General features: G+C 52.7%; 17 protein-coding genes. 11 read left to right on the plus strand and 6 right to left on the minus strand.

What is annotated here, in order from left to right; genetic code table 11:
* Window positions 1-4 precede the first annotated feature (4 nt).
* Window positions 5-979: a porphobilinogen synthase gene (gene hemB, locus WHR59_RS18455; RefSeq protein WP_043015354.1), complete on the plus strand. Its 975-nt coding sequence runs from the start codon at window positions 5-7 to the stop codon at window positions 977-979.
* Window positions 980-1,057: 78 nt separating this feature from the next.
* Here the strand turns inward: hemB and tauD are convergent, their stop codons facing one another.
* The 4 genes from tauD to tauA are packed head-to-tail and all read right to left on the minus strand — an operon-like array spanning window position 1,058 to window position 4,477.
* Window positions 1,058-1,909: a taurine dioxygenase gene (tauD, locus tag WHR59_RS18460; RefSeq protein ID WP_043015353.1), complete on the minus strand. Its 852-nt coding sequence runs from the start codon at window positions 1,907-1,909 to the stop codon at window positions 1,058-1,060.
* The gene (gene tauC / locus WHR59_RS18465; protein WP_075145088.1) at window positions 1,906-2,736 is read right to left on the minus strand and encodes a taurine ABC transporter permease TauC; all 831 of its coding nucleotides are present in this window, start codon (window positions 2,734-2,736) and stop codon (window positions 1,906-1,908) included. Before tauC ends, tauD begins: the two co-directional genes overlap by 4 nt.
* A complete protein-coding gene (gene tauB / locus WHR59_RS18470) occupies window positions 2,733-3,500 on the minus strand; it encodes a taurine ABC transporter ATP-binding subunit (RefSeq protein ID WP_043015351.1) in 768 nt (255 codons plus the stop codon). Before tauB ends, tauC begins: the two co-directional genes overlap by 4 nt.
* A 14-nt stretch (window positions 3,501-3,514) precedes the next feature.
* Complete coding sequence (gene tauA, locus WHR59_RS18475; RefSeq protein ID WP_087053095.1) at window positions 3,515-4,477, minus strand: taurine ABC transporter substrate-binding protein; 963 nt, start codon at window positions 4,475-4,477, stop codon at window positions 3,515-3,517.
* A gap of 339 nt (window positions 4,478-4,816) precedes the next feature.
* Between tauA and WHR59_RS18480 the strand changes: the two genes are divergently transcribed.
* The 9 genes from WHR59_RS18480 (at window position 4,817) to WHR59_RS18520 (ending at window position 14,996) form a co-directional block, all read left to right on the plus strand.
* A complete protein-coding gene (locus WHR59_RS18480; protein WP_043017854.1) occupies window positions 4,817-5,446 on the plus strand; it encodes a response regulator transcription factor in 630 nt (209 codons plus the stop codon).
* Window positions 5,446-6,987 carry an MASE1 domain-containing sensor histidine kinase gene (locus tag WHR59_RS18485; protein ID WP_047413100.1) on the plus strand — a complete coding sequence of 514 codons (1,542 nt, stop codon included), beginning with the start codon at window positions 5,446-5,448 and terminating at the stop codon, window positions 6,985-6,987. Before WHR59_RS18480 ends, WHR59_RS18485 begins: the two co-directional genes overlap by 1 nt.
* 85 nt (window positions 6,988-7,072) lie before the next feature.
* Complete coding sequence (gene uhpC / locus WHR59_RS18490) at window positions 7,073-8,377, plus strand: MFS transporter family glucose-6-phosphate receptor UhpC (protein WP_047413101.1); 1,305 nt, start codon at window positions 7,073-7,075, stop codon at window positions 8,375-8,377.
* Window positions 8,374-9,405, plus strand: a complete 1,032-nt coding sequence (locus WHR59_RS18495; RefSeq protein ID WP_043015347.1) for an ABC transporter substrate-binding protein — start codon at window positions 8,374-8,376, stop codon at window positions 9,403-9,405. The genes uhpC and WHR59_RS18495 overlap by 4 nt, the downstream gene beginning before the upstream one ends.
* Window positions 9,406-9,473: 68 nt before the next feature.
* A complete protein-coding gene (locus tag WHR59_RS18500; protein ID WP_043015346.1) occupies window positions 9,474-11,552 on the plus strand; it encodes an ABC transporter permease in 2,079 nt (692 codons plus the stop codon).
* An 11-nt stretch (window positions 11,553-11,563) separates the two neighbouring features.
* Window positions 11,564-12,610: a ferric ABC transporter ATP-binding protein gene (fbpC, locus tag WHR59_RS18505; protein ID WP_338843356.1), complete on the plus strand. Its 1,047-nt coding sequence runs from the start codon at window positions 11,564-11,566 to the stop codon at window positions 12,608-12,610.
* Window positions 12,611-12,842: 232 nt separating this feature from the next.
* Window positions 12,843-13,535, plus strand: a complete 693-nt coding sequence (locus WHR59_RS18510; protein WP_087051656.1) for a hypothetical protein — start codon at window positions 12,843-12,845, stop codon at window positions 13,533-13,535.
* A 7-nt stretch (window positions 13,536-13,542) separates the two neighbouring features.
* On the plus strand, window positions 13,543-14,346 hold the full coding sequence (locus tag WHR59_RS18515; RefSeq protein WP_338843357.1) for a PAAR domain-containing protein: 804 nt from the start codon (window positions 13,543-13,545) through the stop codon (window positions 14,344-14,346).
* Between the two features lie 14 nt (window positions 14,347-14,360).
* Window positions 14,361-14,996 (plus strand): hypothetical protein, encoded by a 636-nt coding sequence (locus tag WHR59_RS18520; protein WP_338843358.1) that lies wholly within the window; start codon window positions 14,361-14,363, stop codon window positions 14,994-14,996.
* 638 nt (window positions 14,997-15,634) lie between these two features.
* Here WHR59_RS18520 and mmuM read toward each other — a convergent pair.
* Both mmuM and mmuP read right to left on the minus strand, forming a co-directional pair.
* Complete coding sequence (mmuM, locus tag WHR59_RS18525; RefSeq protein ID WP_100194024.1) at window positions 15,635-16,567, minus strand: homocysteine S-methyltransferase; 933 nt, start codon at window positions 16,565-16,567, stop codon at window positions 15,635-15,637.
* Window positions 16,554-17,957: an S-methylmethionine permease gene (gene mmuP, locus WHR59_RS18530; RefSeq protein WP_199994230.1), complete on the minus strand. Its 1,404-nt coding sequence runs from the start codon at window positions 17,955-17,957 to the stop codon at window positions 16,554-16,556. Before mmuP ends, mmuM begins: the two co-directional genes overlap by 14 nt.
* Before the next feature lie 429 nt (window positions 17,958-18,386).
* Here mmuP and WHR59_RS18535 point away from each other — a divergent pair, with 429 nt between their 5' ends.
* Window positions 18,387-18,689: a putative quinol monooxygenase gene (locus WHR59_RS18535; RefSeq protein ID WP_199994231.1), complete on the plus strand. Its 303-nt coding sequence runs from the start codon at window positions 18,387-18,389 to the stop codon at window positions 18,687-18,689.
* Window position 18,690: the final 1 nt, after the last annotated feature.

Genomic DNA, 18,690 nt, shown 5'->3' on the forward strand with positions numbered 1-18,690 from the left:
TACCATGACAGACCTAATCCAACGCCCTCGCCGCCTGCGCAAATCACCTGCGCTGCGCGCTATGTTTGAAGAGACAACACTGAGCTTAAATGACCTGGTGTTGCCGATCTTTGTTGAAGAAGAACTCGACGATTACAAAGCTATTGACGCCATGCCCGGCGTGATGCGCATTCCGGAGAAACACCTGGCGCGCGAGATTGAACGCATTGCTAATGCAGGCATCCGCTCGGTCATGACCTTCGGCATTTCTCATCACACCGATGACACCGGCAGCGATGCCTGGAAAGAAGACGGTCTGGTGGCGCGCATGTCGCGTATCTGTAAGCAGACCGTACCGGAAATGATCGTCATGTCCGACACCTGCTTCTGTGAATACACCTCGCACGGTCACTGCGGCGTGTTATGCGAGCACGGCGTTGATAACGATTTAACCCTGGCTAACCTCGGCAAACAGGCAGTCGTTGCCGCCGCAGCGGGCGCAGATTTCATCGCCCCTTCCGCCGCAATGGACGGCCAGGTGCAGGCTATTCGCCAGGCGCTGGACGCCGCGGGCTTCACCGATACCGCGATCATGTCCTACTCCACCAAATTTGCCTCTTCTTTCTACGGCCCGTTCCGTGAAGCCGCAGGCACCGCGCTGAAAGGCGATCGTAAAACCTATCAAATGAACCCGATGAACCGTCGGGAAGCGATCCGCGAATCGCTGCTGGATGAAGCCCAGGGTGCAGACTGCCTGATGGTCAAACCGGCTGGCGCCTACCTCGATATTCTGCGCGATATCCGCGAGCGCACCGAGCTGCCGATTGGCGCTTATCAGGTCAGCGGTGAATACGCGATGATCAAATTCGCGGCGATGGCGGGTGCTATAGATGAAGAGAAAGTGGTGCTGGAAAGCTTAGGCTCGATCAAACGCGCTGGCGCGGATCTGATCTTCAGCTACTTCGCACTGGATCTGGCTGAGAAAAAAATCCTGCGCTAATCACATTGTTGCCGGATGGCAGTTTCGCTTTATCCGGCCTACAAATCGTAGGCCCGGTAAGTCAATCGCCGCCGGCAATCATCCCGCCCGATAAAACGGCTTGTCTCCCAAAATTGTCGCCCGGTGCATAATGCGCCTCTGTGGCAGATAATCCGCATTCGCATAATGCTGCGTCACGCGATTATCCCAAATCGCCACATCGTTGGGCTGCCAACGCCAGCGCACCTGAAACTCCGGTTTAGTGACATGCGCGAATAAAAAACTCAGTAACGCCTCGCTCTCTTTTTCCGTGACATCGACAATTCGCGTGGTAAATCCTTCATTCACGAACAGCGCCTGCTTCCCGCTCACCGGATGCGTACGCACCACCGGATGCAACAGGGGCGGATGCTTCGCCACCGCTTCCAGCCAGCGCTGATGCTCCTCTGGCGTCTTGCGGTATTTATATTCCTGAAATGATTTACGAAAATCATGTTCTGCCCGCAGGCCGCTCAGCAACTGGCGAAACGGCTCAGACAACGCATCATAAGCGGCAATCCCACTGGTCCACAGGGTGTCTCCCCCGGTCGATGGCAGCTCTTTTGCAGCCAGAATCGCCCCGGCAGGCGGCGTGTCAATAAAGGTGACATCGGTGTGCCAGTTGTCGTTATCCGGCGGATTGTCGTTATGAGTATCCAGTACGATAATCTCTTCTACCCCTTCGGCATGCGGATAGACCGGGTGAATATGCAGATCGCCGAAACGCAACGCCAGTGCGCGCTGCTGTTGCGGCGTAATCACCTGCTCACGCAGGAACACCACCTGGTGGCGCAATACCGCGTGATAAAGCTGTTCAAACTGATTATCGCTCAGCGGACGCGTTAAATCCGCGCCGCTAATTTGTGCGCCAATGTACGGTCCCAGCGGGGTTATGCTCAGACGTTCACTCATTGTAATTCTCCATGCCAGGGCGTCAGGCGGCGCTGAAGCGCGCGCAGACCCAGTTCTAAAATAAACGCGATAACGGCAATCACCGCGATCCCCGCCAGCACCACATCCGTTGCCAGAAACTCACCGGCAGACTGCACCATAAATCCTAAGCCTCGCGTGGCGGCAATCAGCTCTGCTGCCACCAGCGTCGACCAGCCCACGCCAAGTCCGATACGTAACCCGGTGAGGATCTCCGGTAATGCCCCCGGCAAAATAACAAACCACAGCACCTGCTTACGGCTGGCCCCCAGCGACTGCGCGGCGCGCACTCTCACCTGCTGCGCGCTTTTCACTCCCGCCAGCGCCGACATCGCTACAGGGGCGAAAATCGCCAGATAGATCAGCAAGATCTTGGAGGTTTCACCGATGCCAAACCAAATGACCATCAACGGGAGATAGGCCAGGGGCGGAACCGGACGATACAGCTCAATGATCGGATCGAGAATGCCGCGCATCGTCGGACTCAGCCCCATCGCGATCCCAACCGGAACGCCCAGCAGCACCGCCGCCAGCAGCGCGATAACAATACGCGTCAGACTCGCCGCCAGATGCTGCCACAGCGTGGCATCCATAAATCCCTGCGGACCGGCAATGACTATCAATTTTTGCAAAACCTGCCCCGGTGGAGGTAAAAACAGCGGACTGATTAACTGCAGCGCCGCCACCGTCCACCACACCGCCAGAATGACGGCCAGCGTACCGAGGCTTAAGGTAATCTGCCGCGAGAACGGCCAGCGCCAGTTGAGTGCGCGCTGGCGGCGGGGTTTATCATTAATGACCACGCTCATGAGAATGCCTCCCGTTGTTCAAAGACCCGACCTAACACATACTCGCGCATGGCGATAAACTGCGGGTCGGACTTAATGCTGCGGCTCGACTCTCCGGCCACAAAGCGACGGGCGAAATTCAGCGGCAGACGCTCCAGCACCCGGCCTGGGCCCGGCGACAGCAATACCAGCTCCGTCGCCATAAACACGGCTTCTTCGATATCGTGGGTAATCAGCAGCACCTGTTTGCCGGTCTCATACCACAGCTTCAGCAACAGGGTTTGCATCTGCTCGCGGGTAAAAGCGTCGAGCGCGCCAAAGGGTTCATCCAGCAGCAATAGCTGCGGGTTGGCCGCCAGCGCCCGCGCAATGCCGACGCGCTGACGCTGCCCACCGGAAAGTTGCCAGATAAAGCGTTTTCCCGCGTCCTCCAGCCCGACTTTCTGCAACATCTCCTTAGCGATTCGTTGGCGTTGGGACTTCTCCATCCCCGCCAGTTGCAGCCCGAAGGCCACATTATCCTGCACGTTGCGCCAGGGCAGCAGTCCTTCGTTTTGGAACACAACCCCGCGCTCAGCGCCTGGACCTTCAACTTTTTTACCCGCCAACGTAATGCTGCCATGCTGATACGGCACAAACCCGGCAATCAGATTTAACAACGTGGTTTTCCCGCAACCGGAAGGTCCGAGTACCACCAGCAGTTCACCGCTATCGAGCGTCAGGTTGATATCCTCCAGCGCCGATTTTCCACCGTAGCTGGCAGCAAGATGAGAAATTTGCAGCATCAGCGCCTCCTTATTTATTGCACGAAGCGATCGGTCACGTACTGACTGTAATCCGTCGCGACCGCAGGAACTTTGCCCTGCTCTTTGAGGAACTGCGCGGTATCGATAATCGCTTTATTCACCGGCCCGGTTAACTCCGCGGTTTGCTGCTGCGCCGTCAAATAAGTATTTCCTTTCACCAGCCCTGGCACATCCGCCTCCGGTACCCCGCTTAAACGCGACAGTTTGCTGATATTTTCCGGCTGCTTCAGCCATTCATCAGGATTAGCGATATAGGGCTGCTGCGCATCGATAGCGCTTTTGGCAAAGGCTTTCACCACTTCAGGATGCTTCTGGGCAAAATCTTTGCGCACCACCCACACGTCCAGCGTCGGCGCGCCCCACTCGCCAACCTGCGAGGAGTCGGTTAACACCTTACCGTCTTTTTCCAGCGCGTTGACCGCAGGCGCCCAGACATACGCACCATCAATATCTCCGCGCTGCCAGGCGGCAATAATCGCCGGTGGTTGCAGGTTCACAATCTCAACCTGCCCCGCTTTGATACCCCAATGTTTCAACGCCGCCAGCAGGCTGTAATGGGTGGTGGAGATAAACGGCACGGCAATGCGCTTACCAATCAAATCTTCCGGTTTACTGATGTTTTTCTTCACCACCAGCGCTTCGGAGTTGCCGAGCTTTGACGCCAGCAGGAAAACCTCAATCGGCACCTGCTGACTGGCTGCGACCGCCAGCGGGCTGGAGCCAAGATTACCGATCTGCACATCACCGGATGCCAGCGCACGAACGATGCTCGCGCCGCTGTCGAATTTGCGCCAGTCAACGGTAGCACCGCTTTCTTTAGCAAAAGTGTTATCTGCCTGCGCCACTTTGGCGGGTTCGGCGGAGGTCTGATAAGCAACGGTGACGTTCACCGCCTGCGCCTGAAATGCGATGAATGCCAGTGCGGCAAGAAGTGCGTTACGCGATGAAATAGCCATGATTGTCTGCTCCCCTGTCTTGTTATGAGGGCAGTATTTCGTTGCGGCACAATTTGATAAAGGAATTAAAAATTCTGGCTAAGAACAAAGCGTTTTTAGAAAAAAAGCGGCAATAGTTAGCTATTTCGCTCATTACAGAACGTAGGCCGGATAAGGCGCTTGCGCCGCCATCCGGTAATCATATGCCTGATGCGCTGCGCTTATCAGGCCTACACTCGCTATAACACCCGGCAAATTATTGCGATTTTGTTACATTCGTTACATATCCGCGCCACGGTGATTGCCAGTGCGGCGCTGACGGGCATCATAGACGCCATTATCAGGTAAGAGAGTAATATCATGATTCATGTTGTGCTGGTGGATGACCATGTGGTGGTGCGTTCCGGCTTTGCGCAATTACTCAGTCTCGAAGACGATCTCAACGTCATCGGCCAGTTCAGCAGCGCGGCCCTGGCGTGGCCTGCGTTACTGCATGATGACGTCAACGTGGCGGTGATGGACATCGCCATGCCGGATGAAAATGGCCTGAGCCTGTTAAAACGACTGCGGGCGCAGAAGCCCGGTTTTCGCGCCATAATTCTCAGCATTTATGACTCGCCCACGTTTGTGCAAAGCGCGCTGGATGCCGGCGCCAGCGGCTACCTGACCAAACGCTGCGGACCGGAGGAACTGGTGCAGGCGGTACGTTCGGTAGGTATGGGCGGGCATTACCTGTGCGCCGATGCGCTGCGTGCGCTACGCGGCGGCGAACAGCCCGCGCAGGTCCTGGAAGTACTGACCCCACGCGAGCGCGAAGTGTTTGATCTGCTGGTCAAAGGCGACAGCGTGAAAGAGATCGCCTTCAAACTCGATCTCAGCCACAAGACGGTGCACGTTCATCGGGCGAACGTGCTGGGCAAACTGCAATGCCATAGCACCATCGATCTGGTGCATTTTGCGCTCGACCACCAGCTATTGACGGGGCATTAATGTCGCGTAACCTTCGGCATTGGGTTATTTCTCTGTTTATTCTGCTGGCCTGGGGATCGGGCTGGCTGATGCTGTGGACGCTGGGGTTTTATCTGACCCACAACGGCCAGCAAGCGGCGCTATTCCTGCCGCACGGCGTCTATCTCGCGCTGTTAATCCTGCTTTCTCGCCGTTACTGGCCCGCGCTGGTTCTGCCGCCGGTGTTGATGTTGCTCTGGCTGCACAGCGAGCAATTACTGAATGGCTATATCCTGCTGGCTGCACCATTAATTAGCCTGATTCCGGCGAGCATCGGCCAGTCATACTGGCACCGATTCCCCCTTTACTGGCAGCGCTTAACCCTGCTACTGGCCGCCGTGACGCTCACTTCATTGCTCAATACCGCCCTACTTTCACCGTTTATTCAAAGCCCGGCGACGTTAATAGGTCTGGCGTCGTTTACCGGCGGCGTGCTGCTAACGCCGTTTGTCTATCTGATCTATGAATTTTTGCGCCAGCAGCACCGCTATCATCTGCTCGGACTGGATACCACCAATCCCCCGCTGCGCACTTCGCTTATCATCTGGTGCAGCCTGTTTTTTATTATTGGCATCGGCACTCAGATGGTTCTGTCGCCGGAGATCGAGCGCCTGTTGCTGATCGTGGTGTTCTTACCGAACGTGGTGATGGCGTGGAAATTTGGCTGGCAGGGCGGCGTGTTATCCGGATTGCTCGGCAGTATGATGATCACCATCGCCCGGCAAATCGGCGTCGGGTTCAGTAACTTACTGGAGCTGGAAATTTTTCTCGCCACCCAGGCGCTACTGGGTATAGGGCTGGGGATCGCCATCAGCCGCCAGCAGCATCTGGCGCAAAATTTGCACCATTATCGCCAGCGTCTGGAAACCGAACTGGCGGCACGACGCGCGCTGACCGAACAGCTGATCCGCACCGAAGAAAATACGCGCAAAAGCCTGGCGCGGGAGCTGCATGACGAAATTGGGCAGAACATCACCGCCATTCAAATTCAGTCGCAACTGGTCAAACGCGCGCCAGGCCCTGAGCAAACGCTCGAAGCGGCAAATCAGATCAACAACCTTGCCCGGCGCATTCACCATTCCACCCGCCAGTTGCTGCGCCAGCTACGCCCACCCGCGCTCGATGAACTGGCCTTTAAAGATGCACTACATCATCTGGTGAATGAATTTGCTTTTGCTGAACGCGGTATTCGCTGTCGCTTTGATTATCAGCTAGAGAATACGCCAGAAAACGAAACGGTGCGCTTCACGCTGTATCGCCTGCTACAGGAGTTACTCAATAACGTCTGTAAACATGCGAACGCCAGCGACGTGTCGATTACGCTGCGCCAGCGGGAACAACGTTTGTTTCTGGATGTCGCTGACAACGGCGTTGGTATTCTGCCTGAAAAAATTCCCGGTTTCGGTATCCAGGGGATGCGTGAGCGGGTGAGCGCCCTTGGCGGCGAACTGACGCTCGAATCAAACAACGGCACGCACGTAATTGTTAACCTGCCCACAAATTTGCAACAAATCAGCCGCTAACCAGGAAAAAGTCTTAGTCACTGCGGACTTTCTCTCATCCCCTTTTGCTTTCACTTTCCTATAGTCAGCACAAACGGAGACTGCCATGCACGCACGCTCAACCAGCGAAACAGACCAACAATACCGAGCGCTACGCCCCCGGCTGCTGATGTGTATGGTGATAGGCTACGCCGCATTTTATTTGACGCGCAAAAGCGTTAACTACGTCCTCCCGGCGCTACAAACGGACCTGGGTCTGGATAAGGGCGATATCGGCCTGCTCGGGTCACTGTTTTATCTGACCTATGGTCTGTCGAAATTTACTGCCGGGCTGTGGCACGACAGCCACGGACAGCGCGCGTTTATGGGGATTGGCCTGTTTGCCACCGGCGTTTTAAACGTGCTGTTCGCCTTTGGTGAATCACTGACGCTGCTGCTGGTGGTCTGGACGCTGAACGGATTTTTTCAGGGCTGGGGCTGGCCGCCCTGCGCCCGCCTGCTGACCCATTGGTACTCGCGCAACGAACGCGGATTCTGGTGGGGCTGCTGGAATATGTCGATCAATATCGGTGGCGCCATTATCCCGCTGATTAGCGCTTTTGCCGCCCACTGGTGGGGCTGGCAGGCAGCCATGCTGGCACCGGGGATAATCAGCATGGCACTGGGAATCTGGCTCACTCTGCAATTGAAAGGCACTCCCCGGGAAGAAGGATTACCTACGGTTGGGGAATGGCGTCATGACCCGCTGGAACTGCGTCAGGAGCAGCAAAGCCCGCCGATGGGGCTGTGGCAAATGTTACGCACCACCATGCTGAAAAACCCGATGATCTGGTTGCTCGGCGTGTCGTATGTGTTGGTCTATCTGATTCGCATTGCGCTCAACGACTGGGGCAACATCTGGCTGACGGAAAGCCACGGCGTGAATCTGCTCAGCGCCAATGCCACGGTGATGTTGTTTGAAGTCGGCGGCTTGCTGGGGGCGCTGTTTGCCGGATGGGGATCGGATCTGCTGTTCAGCGGTCAGCGTGCGCCGATGATTTTACTGTTCACGCTGGGACTGATGGTGTCCGTCGCCGCGCTGTGGCTGGCGCCGGTACACCACTACGCGCTACTGGCAGTGTGTTTCTTTACCGTGGGCTTTTTTGTGTTTGGCCCACAGATGCTAATTGGCCTCGCAGCCGTTGAATGCGGACACAAAGCGGCGGCAGGTTCAATTACCGGTTTTCTCGGGCTGTTCGCCTATCTGGGGGCCGCGTTGGCGGGTTGGCCGCTGTCGCTGGTCATAGAACATTACGGCTGGTCGGGAATGTTCAGTTTGCTCTCGGTTGCCGCTGTCTTTATGGGTTTATTGCTGATGCCTCTGCTCATTGCGGGCATTACCCCTTCTCTCAGTCAAAGGATAAAACAATGAAACTGACGCTTACCTCTACCCTGATTGCTTCCGCTCTGACGCTGGCGGCTTTCAGCAACGCAGCCCAGGCACAGGGTCGTCTGGTGGTGTATTGCAGCGCCACCAACGAGATGTGCGAAACCGAAACCAAAGCCTTCGGTGAAAAATATGATGTGAAAACCTCATTCATTCGTAACGGCTCGGGCAGTACGCTGGCGAAAGTCGATGCCGAGAAGAAAAACCCGCAGGCGGATGTATGGTACGGCGGTACGCTGGATCCGCAGTCTCAGGCCGGTGAAATGGGCCTGCTGCAGCCGTATAAATCACCAAACCTCGAGCAGATTATGGAGAAATTCCGCGATCCCGCGAAGGTAAAAGGTAACCTCTCTTCGGCGGTTTACGTCGGGATTCTGGGCTTTGGCGTCAATACCCAGCGCCTGAAAGAGAAAAACCTGCCGGTACCAAAATGCTGGAAGGATCTGACCAAACCGGAATACAAAGGCGAAATTCAGATTGCTGACCCGCAAAGCTCTGGTACCGCCTACACCGCGCTGGCGACCTTTGCCCAGCTATGGGGTGAAGATCAGGCTTTTGACTACCTGAAACAGCTCAACGCCAACGTCTCCCAGTACACCAAATCCGGCATTGCCCCGGCGCGTAACGCCGCTCGTGGCGAAACGGCTATCGGCATCGGTTTCCTGCACGACTACTCGCTGGAGAAAGAACAGGGCGCGCCGCTGGAGCTAATCTCCCCATGCGAAGGTACTGGCTATGAAATTGGCGGCGTAAGCATCCTGAAAGGCGCGCGCAACGCCGACAACGCCAAACTGTTCGTTGACTGGGTGCTGTCGAAAGACGCACAGGAGCTGGCCTGGAAGAAAGGCAAATCCTATCAGATCCTGACCAACACCACCGCCGAGACCTCTCCTAACTCACTGAAGCTCGACGACCTGAAGCTTATCAATTACGACATGGATAAGTACGGCTCGACCGACGTACGTAAGGCGTTGATCAATAAGTGGGTTAGCGAAGTTAAGATGGGTAAATAAGCCCACGTTACGTTCATTTGCCGGGTGTGGCGCAAACGCCTTACCCGGCCTGGATTACCGGAAACGCTATGTCACACACACTTGCACTCCATCCCGTGAAAAAACGGGATGCGATATTCCTTTGGGTTTTGCTCGGCTGGCTGGCGTTTGCCCTGCTTCCGAGCTGGAGCCTGGACTATGGTCTGCTGGAGTCCACGCGCGAAGAAATACTCGCCGCCTACGGCTGGTCACAGTTCAATATCAGTTGGCTCTGGTATCTGCTGCCAAGCCTGTTGCTGGTGCGTCCATTCCATGAAGCCAGACGCGAGCAGCGCAACCGCCATTATCTTGACGCGGGATGGGCATTTTTCTGTATGGCCTTTATCGTCGCCAGCGCCACCCTTGAGGGCCGCGGCTTAGGCTATGCCACCATCGTGTTGTTTGTGGCACTTGGCGCAATCATGACCCTGGCGCTCACTCGCCTGGAATGGCTGGGCGGCGACCGTTTCGTCATCGGCTCGCTCACCGCGATAGTCGCTCTGATCGGTATTTTTATCGTCTGGCCGAGCATCGCCATTTTCATTCCGATGTTCACCAACGACGCCGGAGAATTTGCCCCGCTGGCGTTTATGAATGTGCTGTCGCAAGCGCATATCATTCAGGTGATCCTCAACTCAATTATGCTGTCGATTGCCGTCGGCGTCGGCTGTACCTTCTTTGGTCTGGTACTGGCTATCTATACCACTCGTATCGCCAGACGCAGCGCCATCATCGGACGTATTTTCTCGATTTTGCCGATCGTCACCCCGCCGTTTGTCGTCGGTTTAGGCGTCACGCTGATGATGGGACGCTCCGGTTACATCACCGAATTTATGGTCGAATGGTTTGGTTTAACCAACACCAACTGGCTGTATGGTTTTACTGGTATCTGGCTGGCGCAGGTGCTGGCCTTTACGCCAATGGCGTTTATGATCCTCGATGGAGCAATCAAAACCATTCATCCATCGCTGGAAGAGGCGTCATATACCCTGCGCGCCAGCCGCTGGCAGACCTTTAACGGCGTGTTTGTCCCGCTGCTGAAACCGGCGCTGGCGAACGCCTTTTTAATTGTGGTGGTGCAGTCGCTGGCCGACTTTAGCAACCCGCTGGTGCTCGGCGGTAACTTCGACGTGCTGGCTACGCAAATTTACTTCTACATCACCGGTTCGCAGCTCGACTACCAGGCCGCCAGTACGCTGGGTGCCTTCCTGCTACTGTTCTCGCTGCTGGTGTTCTGCGTGCAGTATATGTGGATTGGTAAACGCTCGTACGTCACCGTTTCCGGTAAATCCTACCGGGGCGACGTGCAGCCGCTACCAGTCACGCTGGTGTGGAGCGTGGTCGCACTGCTGGCGGTGTGGATTGCCTTTAACGCCCTGCTCTACGGCAGCATTTTCTACGGCAGTTTCACCGTCAACTGGGGCGTAGACTACACCCTGACGCTGGCGAACTTTACCAAACTGTTCGGTCAGGGGATGAGCGACGGCGCGTGGCCTTCACTGCTCGACACCCTGCTCTACGCCGGGATTGCCGCGCCGATCACCGCGATTTTCGGTCTGCTGATCGCGTGGATTGTGGTGCGCCAGCAGTTTAAAGGCAAAAAGACCATCGAGTTCACCACTATGCTGTGCTTTGCCGTTCCGGGCACCGTCGCGGGCGTATCGTACATTCTGGCCTTTAACAGCGCCCCGGTGTATCTCACCGGCACCGCCGCCATCGTGATCATCTCGATGGTGATGCGTAACGTCCCGGTCGGTATCCGGGCGGGTATCGCGGGCTTAGGCCAAATCGATAAATCGCTCGATGAAGCCTCGCTCAGCCTGCGCGCCGGTTCTCTGCGCACCATTACACACATTCTGCTGCCGCTGCTGCGCCCGGCGATCCTCTCGGCGTTGATTTACAGCTTTGTGCGCGCCATTACCACCGTCAGCGCCATTGTGTTCCTCGTCACCCCGGATACCCGCGTGGCGACGGCCTACATCCTGAACCGCGTGGAAGACGGCGAATACGGCGTGGCGATTGCCTACGGTTCCATTCTGATCGTGGTGATGCTGGCGATTATTTTCATCTTTGACTGGCTGATCGGTGAATCACGTACCTCCCGTTCAAAAGCCAAAAACCAGGCGTAATGGAGCGCACTATGACTCAGAAAAATTTCGTTGAACTGCGCAACGTCACTAAACGATTTGGCAGTAATACGGTAATAGACAATATCAACCTCACCATCCAGCAGGGGCAAATGGTGACCCTGCTCGGCCCATCCGGCTGCGGCAAAACCACCATATTGCGCCTGGTCGCCGGGCTGGAAAAACCGAGCGAAGGACAGATTTACATTGATGGCGAAGACGTCACTCATCGCTCTATTCAGCAGCGTGATATCTGTATGGTGTTTCAGTCCTATGCCCTGTTCCCGCATATGTCGCTGGGGGAGAACGTCGGTTATGGCCTGAAGATGCTCGGCGTGTCGCGCGCAGAGGTGAAAGCTCGCGTCAAAGAGGCACTGGCGATGGTGGATCTGGAGGGTTTCGAAGACCGCTTTGTCGATCAGATCTCCGGCGGTCAGCAACAGCGCGTGGCGCTGGCTCGCGCGTTGATCCTCAAACCGAAAGTGCTGCTGTTTGATGAGCCGTTAAGTAACCTCGACGCCAACCTGCGTCGCAGCATGCGCGACAAGATCCGCGAACTGCAAAAGCAGTTTGATATCACCTCGCTGTACGTCACCCACGATCAGAGCGAAGCCTTTGCGGTTTCTGATACCGTGTTGGTGATGAACAAAGGACACATCATGCAGATCGGCTCACCGCAGGATCTCTATCGCCAGCCCGCCTCCCGTTTTATGGCGAGCTTTATGGGCGATGCCAACCTGTTCCCGGCTACCTTCAGCGACAAATACGTTGATATCTACGGCTATCATCTGCCGCGCCCGCTGCACTTTGATACACAAGGTGAAGGCATTGTCGGCGTGCGTCCGGAAGCGATCACGCTCAGCGATCGCGGTGAAGAGAGTCAGCGCTGCGTGATCCGCCACGTCGCGTATATGGGACCCCAGTATGAGGTCACGGTGGAGTGGCACGGGCAGGAGATTTTATTGCAGGTCAATGCTACGCGTCTGCAACCGGACGTCGGCGAGCAGTATTACCTCGAAATCCACCCGTACGGCATGTTTGTCCTGGCGGATGCGGCATGATTTGTGCCGGGCTACGATCAAACAACGGACCAGATAAAATTAATTTGATTATAGAGAAGGAAAAATTCTTATAAAATATTTATTAAATAAATACAGATAAACTTAATTATTCCAAGCCTGAATCATCCTTAAATGGATTCAGGCTTTTTTATTACTTATGCGATCAGCCGCACAACTTTTACAGAGAAAATAGTATGTCATCACGCTTTCAACGGATGAGAGAGATTCAAAAATGTATTTTTACCAGGAAGAAAACCAAATCACTCAATATATAAGCGAGCACGAATTATGGGTATTGGGTCGTGTCAGCGGGATATACAACAAAACAACGCATAAAAACGAAAAAATGTTAGAACCGTTGTGGAGGAAATACGATCGAAGTATCGAGGGGATTTTAATCTTTTATTCAAAGATGGAAGCATCAATTTACTCTGTTTACCTAGAGAAAAAATTTAATGAAAAGTGGAGCGTATATGCACTGAATGATTTTAACATTGAGGAAATGGTAAAAAATAATAAAATCATCAAAAATAGTGATGATTATTATCTGCTGTTGAGTGCGGGTTTATGGGCTGATAAACAATACAATATTATATATCATGGTTATCATCTGGCTCAAGTTATAATCCCCGTCAAATATACTTTTAGCAGTTTCAGTGAAAATGAAAAATTCCCTACCCTAAAAATACCTGAAGAAGTTACAGATAGATTTCATCAAATGTGGAAGAAAAGACTCCCTGATTTTCTAAGTCATACTCAATCGCAATGTAATTATCATAATGACTATTTAAAAGAACAAAGTCTAATCGCTTATAATAATATGCAATTCAAAGAATCAAATAAAATCGAAGACTGTGTTTACATGACAACATGGAAAAATGACTGGATTTTTTGCAATCCGGAAAACTTAACTTTATTAAAATGAGAATTGTATGGGAATTGCATATTTTTTAAGGGTCGGTGATAAAACAACCTGCGGTGGTACTATTTTAACAGGTTGTACTAATCATATACTCGACGGACAGCCAACGGCACGACATGGCGATAGCTATATATGCGGTAAAGATAAAAAACTCTACCACATAGTAGGAGGACAACCGGGTTATTTTATACATGGTGTTCAAGCTGCCGGAACAGCACATAGCGTTGGCACATGCCCCTGCAAATGCAGATTTATTAACTCAATTTCAAATGTCACTTATTTCTATGAGAGTGAAGTTCTCTCCGCACCTAAGCCAGTCACAAACAGAGTGGTCTCTGTAGCGCCGCAGAACTCGCCAAAACCGCTCACGATGGCACCTGGACCATATTGTCCGGGTGAAGAGGATAAACCGCCTCGTGAGCCTGTCGATGGGGGATTTTGTGTATTGCCCTATGAGTCAAAGCCATCAACATATGAGCCGTATATTTTCGTTAACCCCCCCGAGGGTACGAGAGAGCTGTATCACAAACTGAACCCTGATATGAAAAAACAACCTGGTTCAATTCTGATTGTTGTTGATCCTGAAAAGCAAGATCAGCAACAGATTGAAACATTGCAAAAAGCGCGTGATCGAATTGATAAAGCTCTGGCCCCACTTACCTTGCAGGATGCAAAGTTATTGCATGATAACAGAGGAGCCGTGGATGCATTTTCATATCAACTTTTCGGTGATTATTTAGGAAATGCTGGAGATGGTTTTGGTTATATTAGTGAAGTAGGTAAAAGTTATTACGAAGAAATAAAAAAATATTAATTGAAATTCAGGAGTTGTATAAAGATACGTATGGCCACAACAAAGGAATTATATCGGGGGAAGAATTCTTTGGTCAACGGGCAAGACTGTTTAAAAAGCTAGATGCTGTTTTAAACAAATTTTCAAAAACCCAGCTTAAATTAGAAGAATATAATAGCATTAAAAAAGCATTAGGTTTATCTACAAGTTCAATTATGTATAAATGGGATAAAACGGGAATAGATAATATTGAAGGTTATGCTACATATATTGAGCGCTCGGCAAAACTAATGAATCTAATGAAAACAGTTGGTTTTGTTGGCATAGGTTTAGATTTTGCCGGATATACATCAAATGTTTATGACGCTTGTTCAAAAGGTCGTGAAAGTGCTTGTAAAAAAGCCGCTATCACTGAATATAGTAAATTTGGATTCAAACAGGCTAGTAGTATGCTTTCTGGTCTGGCGGCTGGACGTGCCGCAAATGTGGTTTGTACGTGGGTATTAGGGCTTTCTACTATAGAAGCTGGTGGGGTCGGTGCTGCACTGTGTTTTGCTACAGGGGTTGGTGTTACTATTGCAACAAGTAAACTTGTAGAAAAATATGGCGAAAATGCTGGTGAATATGTAGGGGAGCATATTATATATGAAAATATTTTTAATTCAAAATGAGGTGATTATAAAAAACCTAATTTGTCTTGCTTTTTTATTTGATTTTTTAATATTCATGATATGTTATTTTTATAATAAAAAAGCGTACAAAAAAATAGTTGAAATATACGAAAGAGAGATAGGTCACCTACCAATTTCAACAAAGTCATGCAAAGATGCAAGTGTTTTTATTACTCCATACTTATATAATACTAAAGTTAGTTTTATAACTAGAAGCTTAAACTTTAAATACCATAAACATTTACATCACGGCATAAGCGTAGAAGGATATAATCTAATAAGAAATCTTCCAAAAAAATTAACACTAGGATTTAGAATTGAATCATTGTCATTATTGATTTGCATTCCAATAATGATCGTTTTTTTTATCATTTTCTAAATAAAGGGACTCCAGTGGAGTCCCTTCTTTAATTTTATATCAATGCACCCTATATCTGGTCAACAATCCGGTCGTAAGTAGCAGCAGATTTGCTTTAAGGCCTGCTACGAGTGAGTGCGTTCTATTACCTAAAATCACAATAGCCGTATCGTCACATCATTCACTGTAGACCCGCTAAGGCGCTTATGCCGCCCCCCAGCAATGCCTGATGCGCTGCGCTTATCAAGCCTACAGTGAACGATGTAGGCCCGATAAACTCTCAGCTTCGCGCTTTTAGCGCGGCAATATCCGCAGGCGTGGTGCGACAGCATCCGCCAATCAACCTTGCGCCTGCGGCCTGCCACTGCGGCAGATAATCCGCAAGTTGCGCGCAATGCTCACCGTGATGGTGCCAGGTTTTGCTGACCGCATCGTAATGCTCGCCCGAGTTCGGATACACCACCAGCGGCAGCGCCGTTAAGCTGTGTAAATACTGCAACGCGGCAGTGGTGTTCTCCAGCGCAATGCAGTTAATGCCTAACGCCACCACCTGCGGATATTGCGCAAGGAAAGCGACCACGTCGCGCAGCGGCGTACCGTCGCTCAGGTGCTCGCTGTCGCGCAGGGTAAACGAGAACCATGCCCGCGCACGCGGATACGCAGTCAACAACTCAGCCAGTGCGCGAATTTCGGCAAAATTTGGCAGGGTTTCACAGGCCAGCAGATCTGCCCCGGCATCCAGCAAGGCTTCCACACGCGGGCGATGAAACGCCTGGAACGCCTCGGCGCTGCACTGATAATCGCCACGGTATTCAGAGCCATCCGCCAGATACGCGCCGTAAGGCCCGACGGATCCCGCCACCAGCAGCGTGCCCGCCTGCGGGTTCTCTGCCAGATATGCTTCACGGGCTTTACGCGCCAACTCCACGCTTTTGCCAATCAGCGCTTTCGACTGCGCTTCATCCAGACCTCGCGCGGCAAAGCCCGCCGGCGTCGCCTGATAGCTGGCGGTGATCGCGCATTGCGCCCCCGCCCGGTAATAGTCAAGATGAACTTCGCGGATAAACTCCGGGTTTTCTACCAGCACTTTGGCTGACCACAGGCTGTCGGCTAAGTTACACCCTCGCGCTTCCAGCTCCGTCGCCATCGCGCCATCCAGCAACAGGACATCCTGTTTATCAAGGAGAGCGCGTAACGGATTATTCTGCGACATGTTCTGGCTCCTGTTTTGCGTTACGGGGTTGAGTAAGGAAATAAGCACCATAGCACAACGCGACAAACGGTAACCCGCACCACAACGCAATTCTCTGCGCTGGATCGAATGCCAGCCCTACACAGGCCACCAGGCACAGCACAAAACCTAATACCGGCACCAGCGGATACCACGGCGCACGATAATGTAATTCACTCAATGCCTTACCTTGTTGCAGATGACGGCGGCGAAAAACAAAATGCGAGGCGCATATGCTCAGCCACACCGCCACCACCGCAAATCCGGAGATTGCCGACAGCGCAACAAATACCGTATCCGGAGCCACCACGCTGGAAAACAACGCCAGCACACCGCCAAACATACTGACCGACAGTGCCGTCAGCGGCACACCGTTTTTCGTCACTCGGGCAAAACAGGCTGGCAGCGTACGTTCATTCGACAGCGACCACAGCATGCGCCCGGAGGCGTACAGCCCGGAGTTCGCCGCAGACAGGATGGCCGTCAGGATCACGAAGTTAAAAATATCGGCGGCGTACGGAATCCCTACTTTCTCAAACACCAGCACAAACGGGCTTTTCTCCACGCCCGCCTGCTGCATCGGGATCAGCGCTGCCAGCACAAACACGGTGCCAATAAAGAAAATAATCAGCCGCGCGATGGTGGTACGAATCGCCACCGGGATAACCTTGCGCGGGTTTTCTGTTTCACCCGCGGCAATGCCGATAAGCTCGGTACCCGAAAAAGCAAAGTTCACTGCCACCATAGTCATCAGGATCGGTAAGCCGCCGTGCGGGAACCAGCCTTCTGCCGTGATGTTACTCAGCCCCGGCGCGGGGGAACCATCCTGCATCGGGATAAAACCGAAAATCGCCGCCCCACCGAGGATGATAAAGGCGATGATAGTGACAACTTTTACCAGCGAGAACCAGAACTCCCCTTCGGCAAAAAAGCGCGTGGAGATAACGTTCAGGCCAAAAATAATCACGCAGAACAACACACACCAAACCCATACCGGCACCTGTGGAAACCAGTACTGCATACAAAATCCGGCGGCGGTAAAACTCGAACCCAGCGCCACGGTCCAGGTCAGCCAGTAAAGCCAGGCCACGGTATACCCCGTTGCCGGGCCAAGATAGCGCGCAGCATAGACGTGAAACGCCCCCGTCTCCGGCATCGCCACCGACAGTTCGCCCAGACACTGCATAACCAGCCAGACCACCAGCGCACCAATCAGATAGGCCAGCAGCGTTCCCGCCGCTCCGGTGGTGGAGATGATGTACCCGGTATTAAAGAATAACCCTGTGCCAATCACGCCGCCTAAGGAGAGCATAATCAGGTGACGCGTTTTCATTGTGCGCTTCAGTGGCGCATTTTGTTGTGTTGTTTGCATATGACCTTCTAAACGTATGGACATCTAAACATCCAAAGAAGGTTTGTTATACCGCGTTTGTTAACAGAATGCAAAGTCAACCCTGCACCAGACGCAGATGACCACGCCGGGCGCTTAATATCGGGTGAGGATTAATAATCAAATACAAAAAGGGCCGCCAGCTCATAACACCTCCGTTGCCAGACTTTATATAAACTCTGGCAACGTGGTCGTCGGCTGACGCTCACCCGGAAGTGGGAACCGTATCTCCCCGCTCATACAACCGAATGAGTGCTTAAGCACTGCTGGCCGGGATCGGCCTTTACGATTTGCGGATCATCTGATTGATAGCTGGAATAACTCACTCGCTGACCAAAATAACACTGTGACGTCTTGCCCTAAATATATCTTCATCGCATAGTGTGCATTCATTTTCAGCCAGGAGGCTGCATGTTAAAGGTCATTGCCGAAGATTTCATCAAACCTGAGTTCATTGAAACCGTTCTCCCTTTGTATCGTGAGCTAATATCGGCAACGAAGAAAGAACCGCAGTGCATTGCATATGACCTCTATATTGATGAAAAAGATCCGGGCCATTTTGTTTTTATCGAAGAATGGCCAAACCACGCGGCTCTCGATGAACATTGTGCCAGCGAACACTTCCGACGACTTGTGCCGTTAATCGATCACTACTCACGCCAGGAAGCACGTTACATACTGATGGATGACGTGGTAAATCCAAAGGTTGCATAAA

Source organism: Citrobacter europaeus, from assembly GCF_037482245.1.
GTDB classification, from domain to species: domain Bacteria; phylum Pseudomonadota; class Gammaproteobacteria; order Enterobacterales; family Enterobacteriaceae; genus Citrobacter; species Citrobacter europaeus.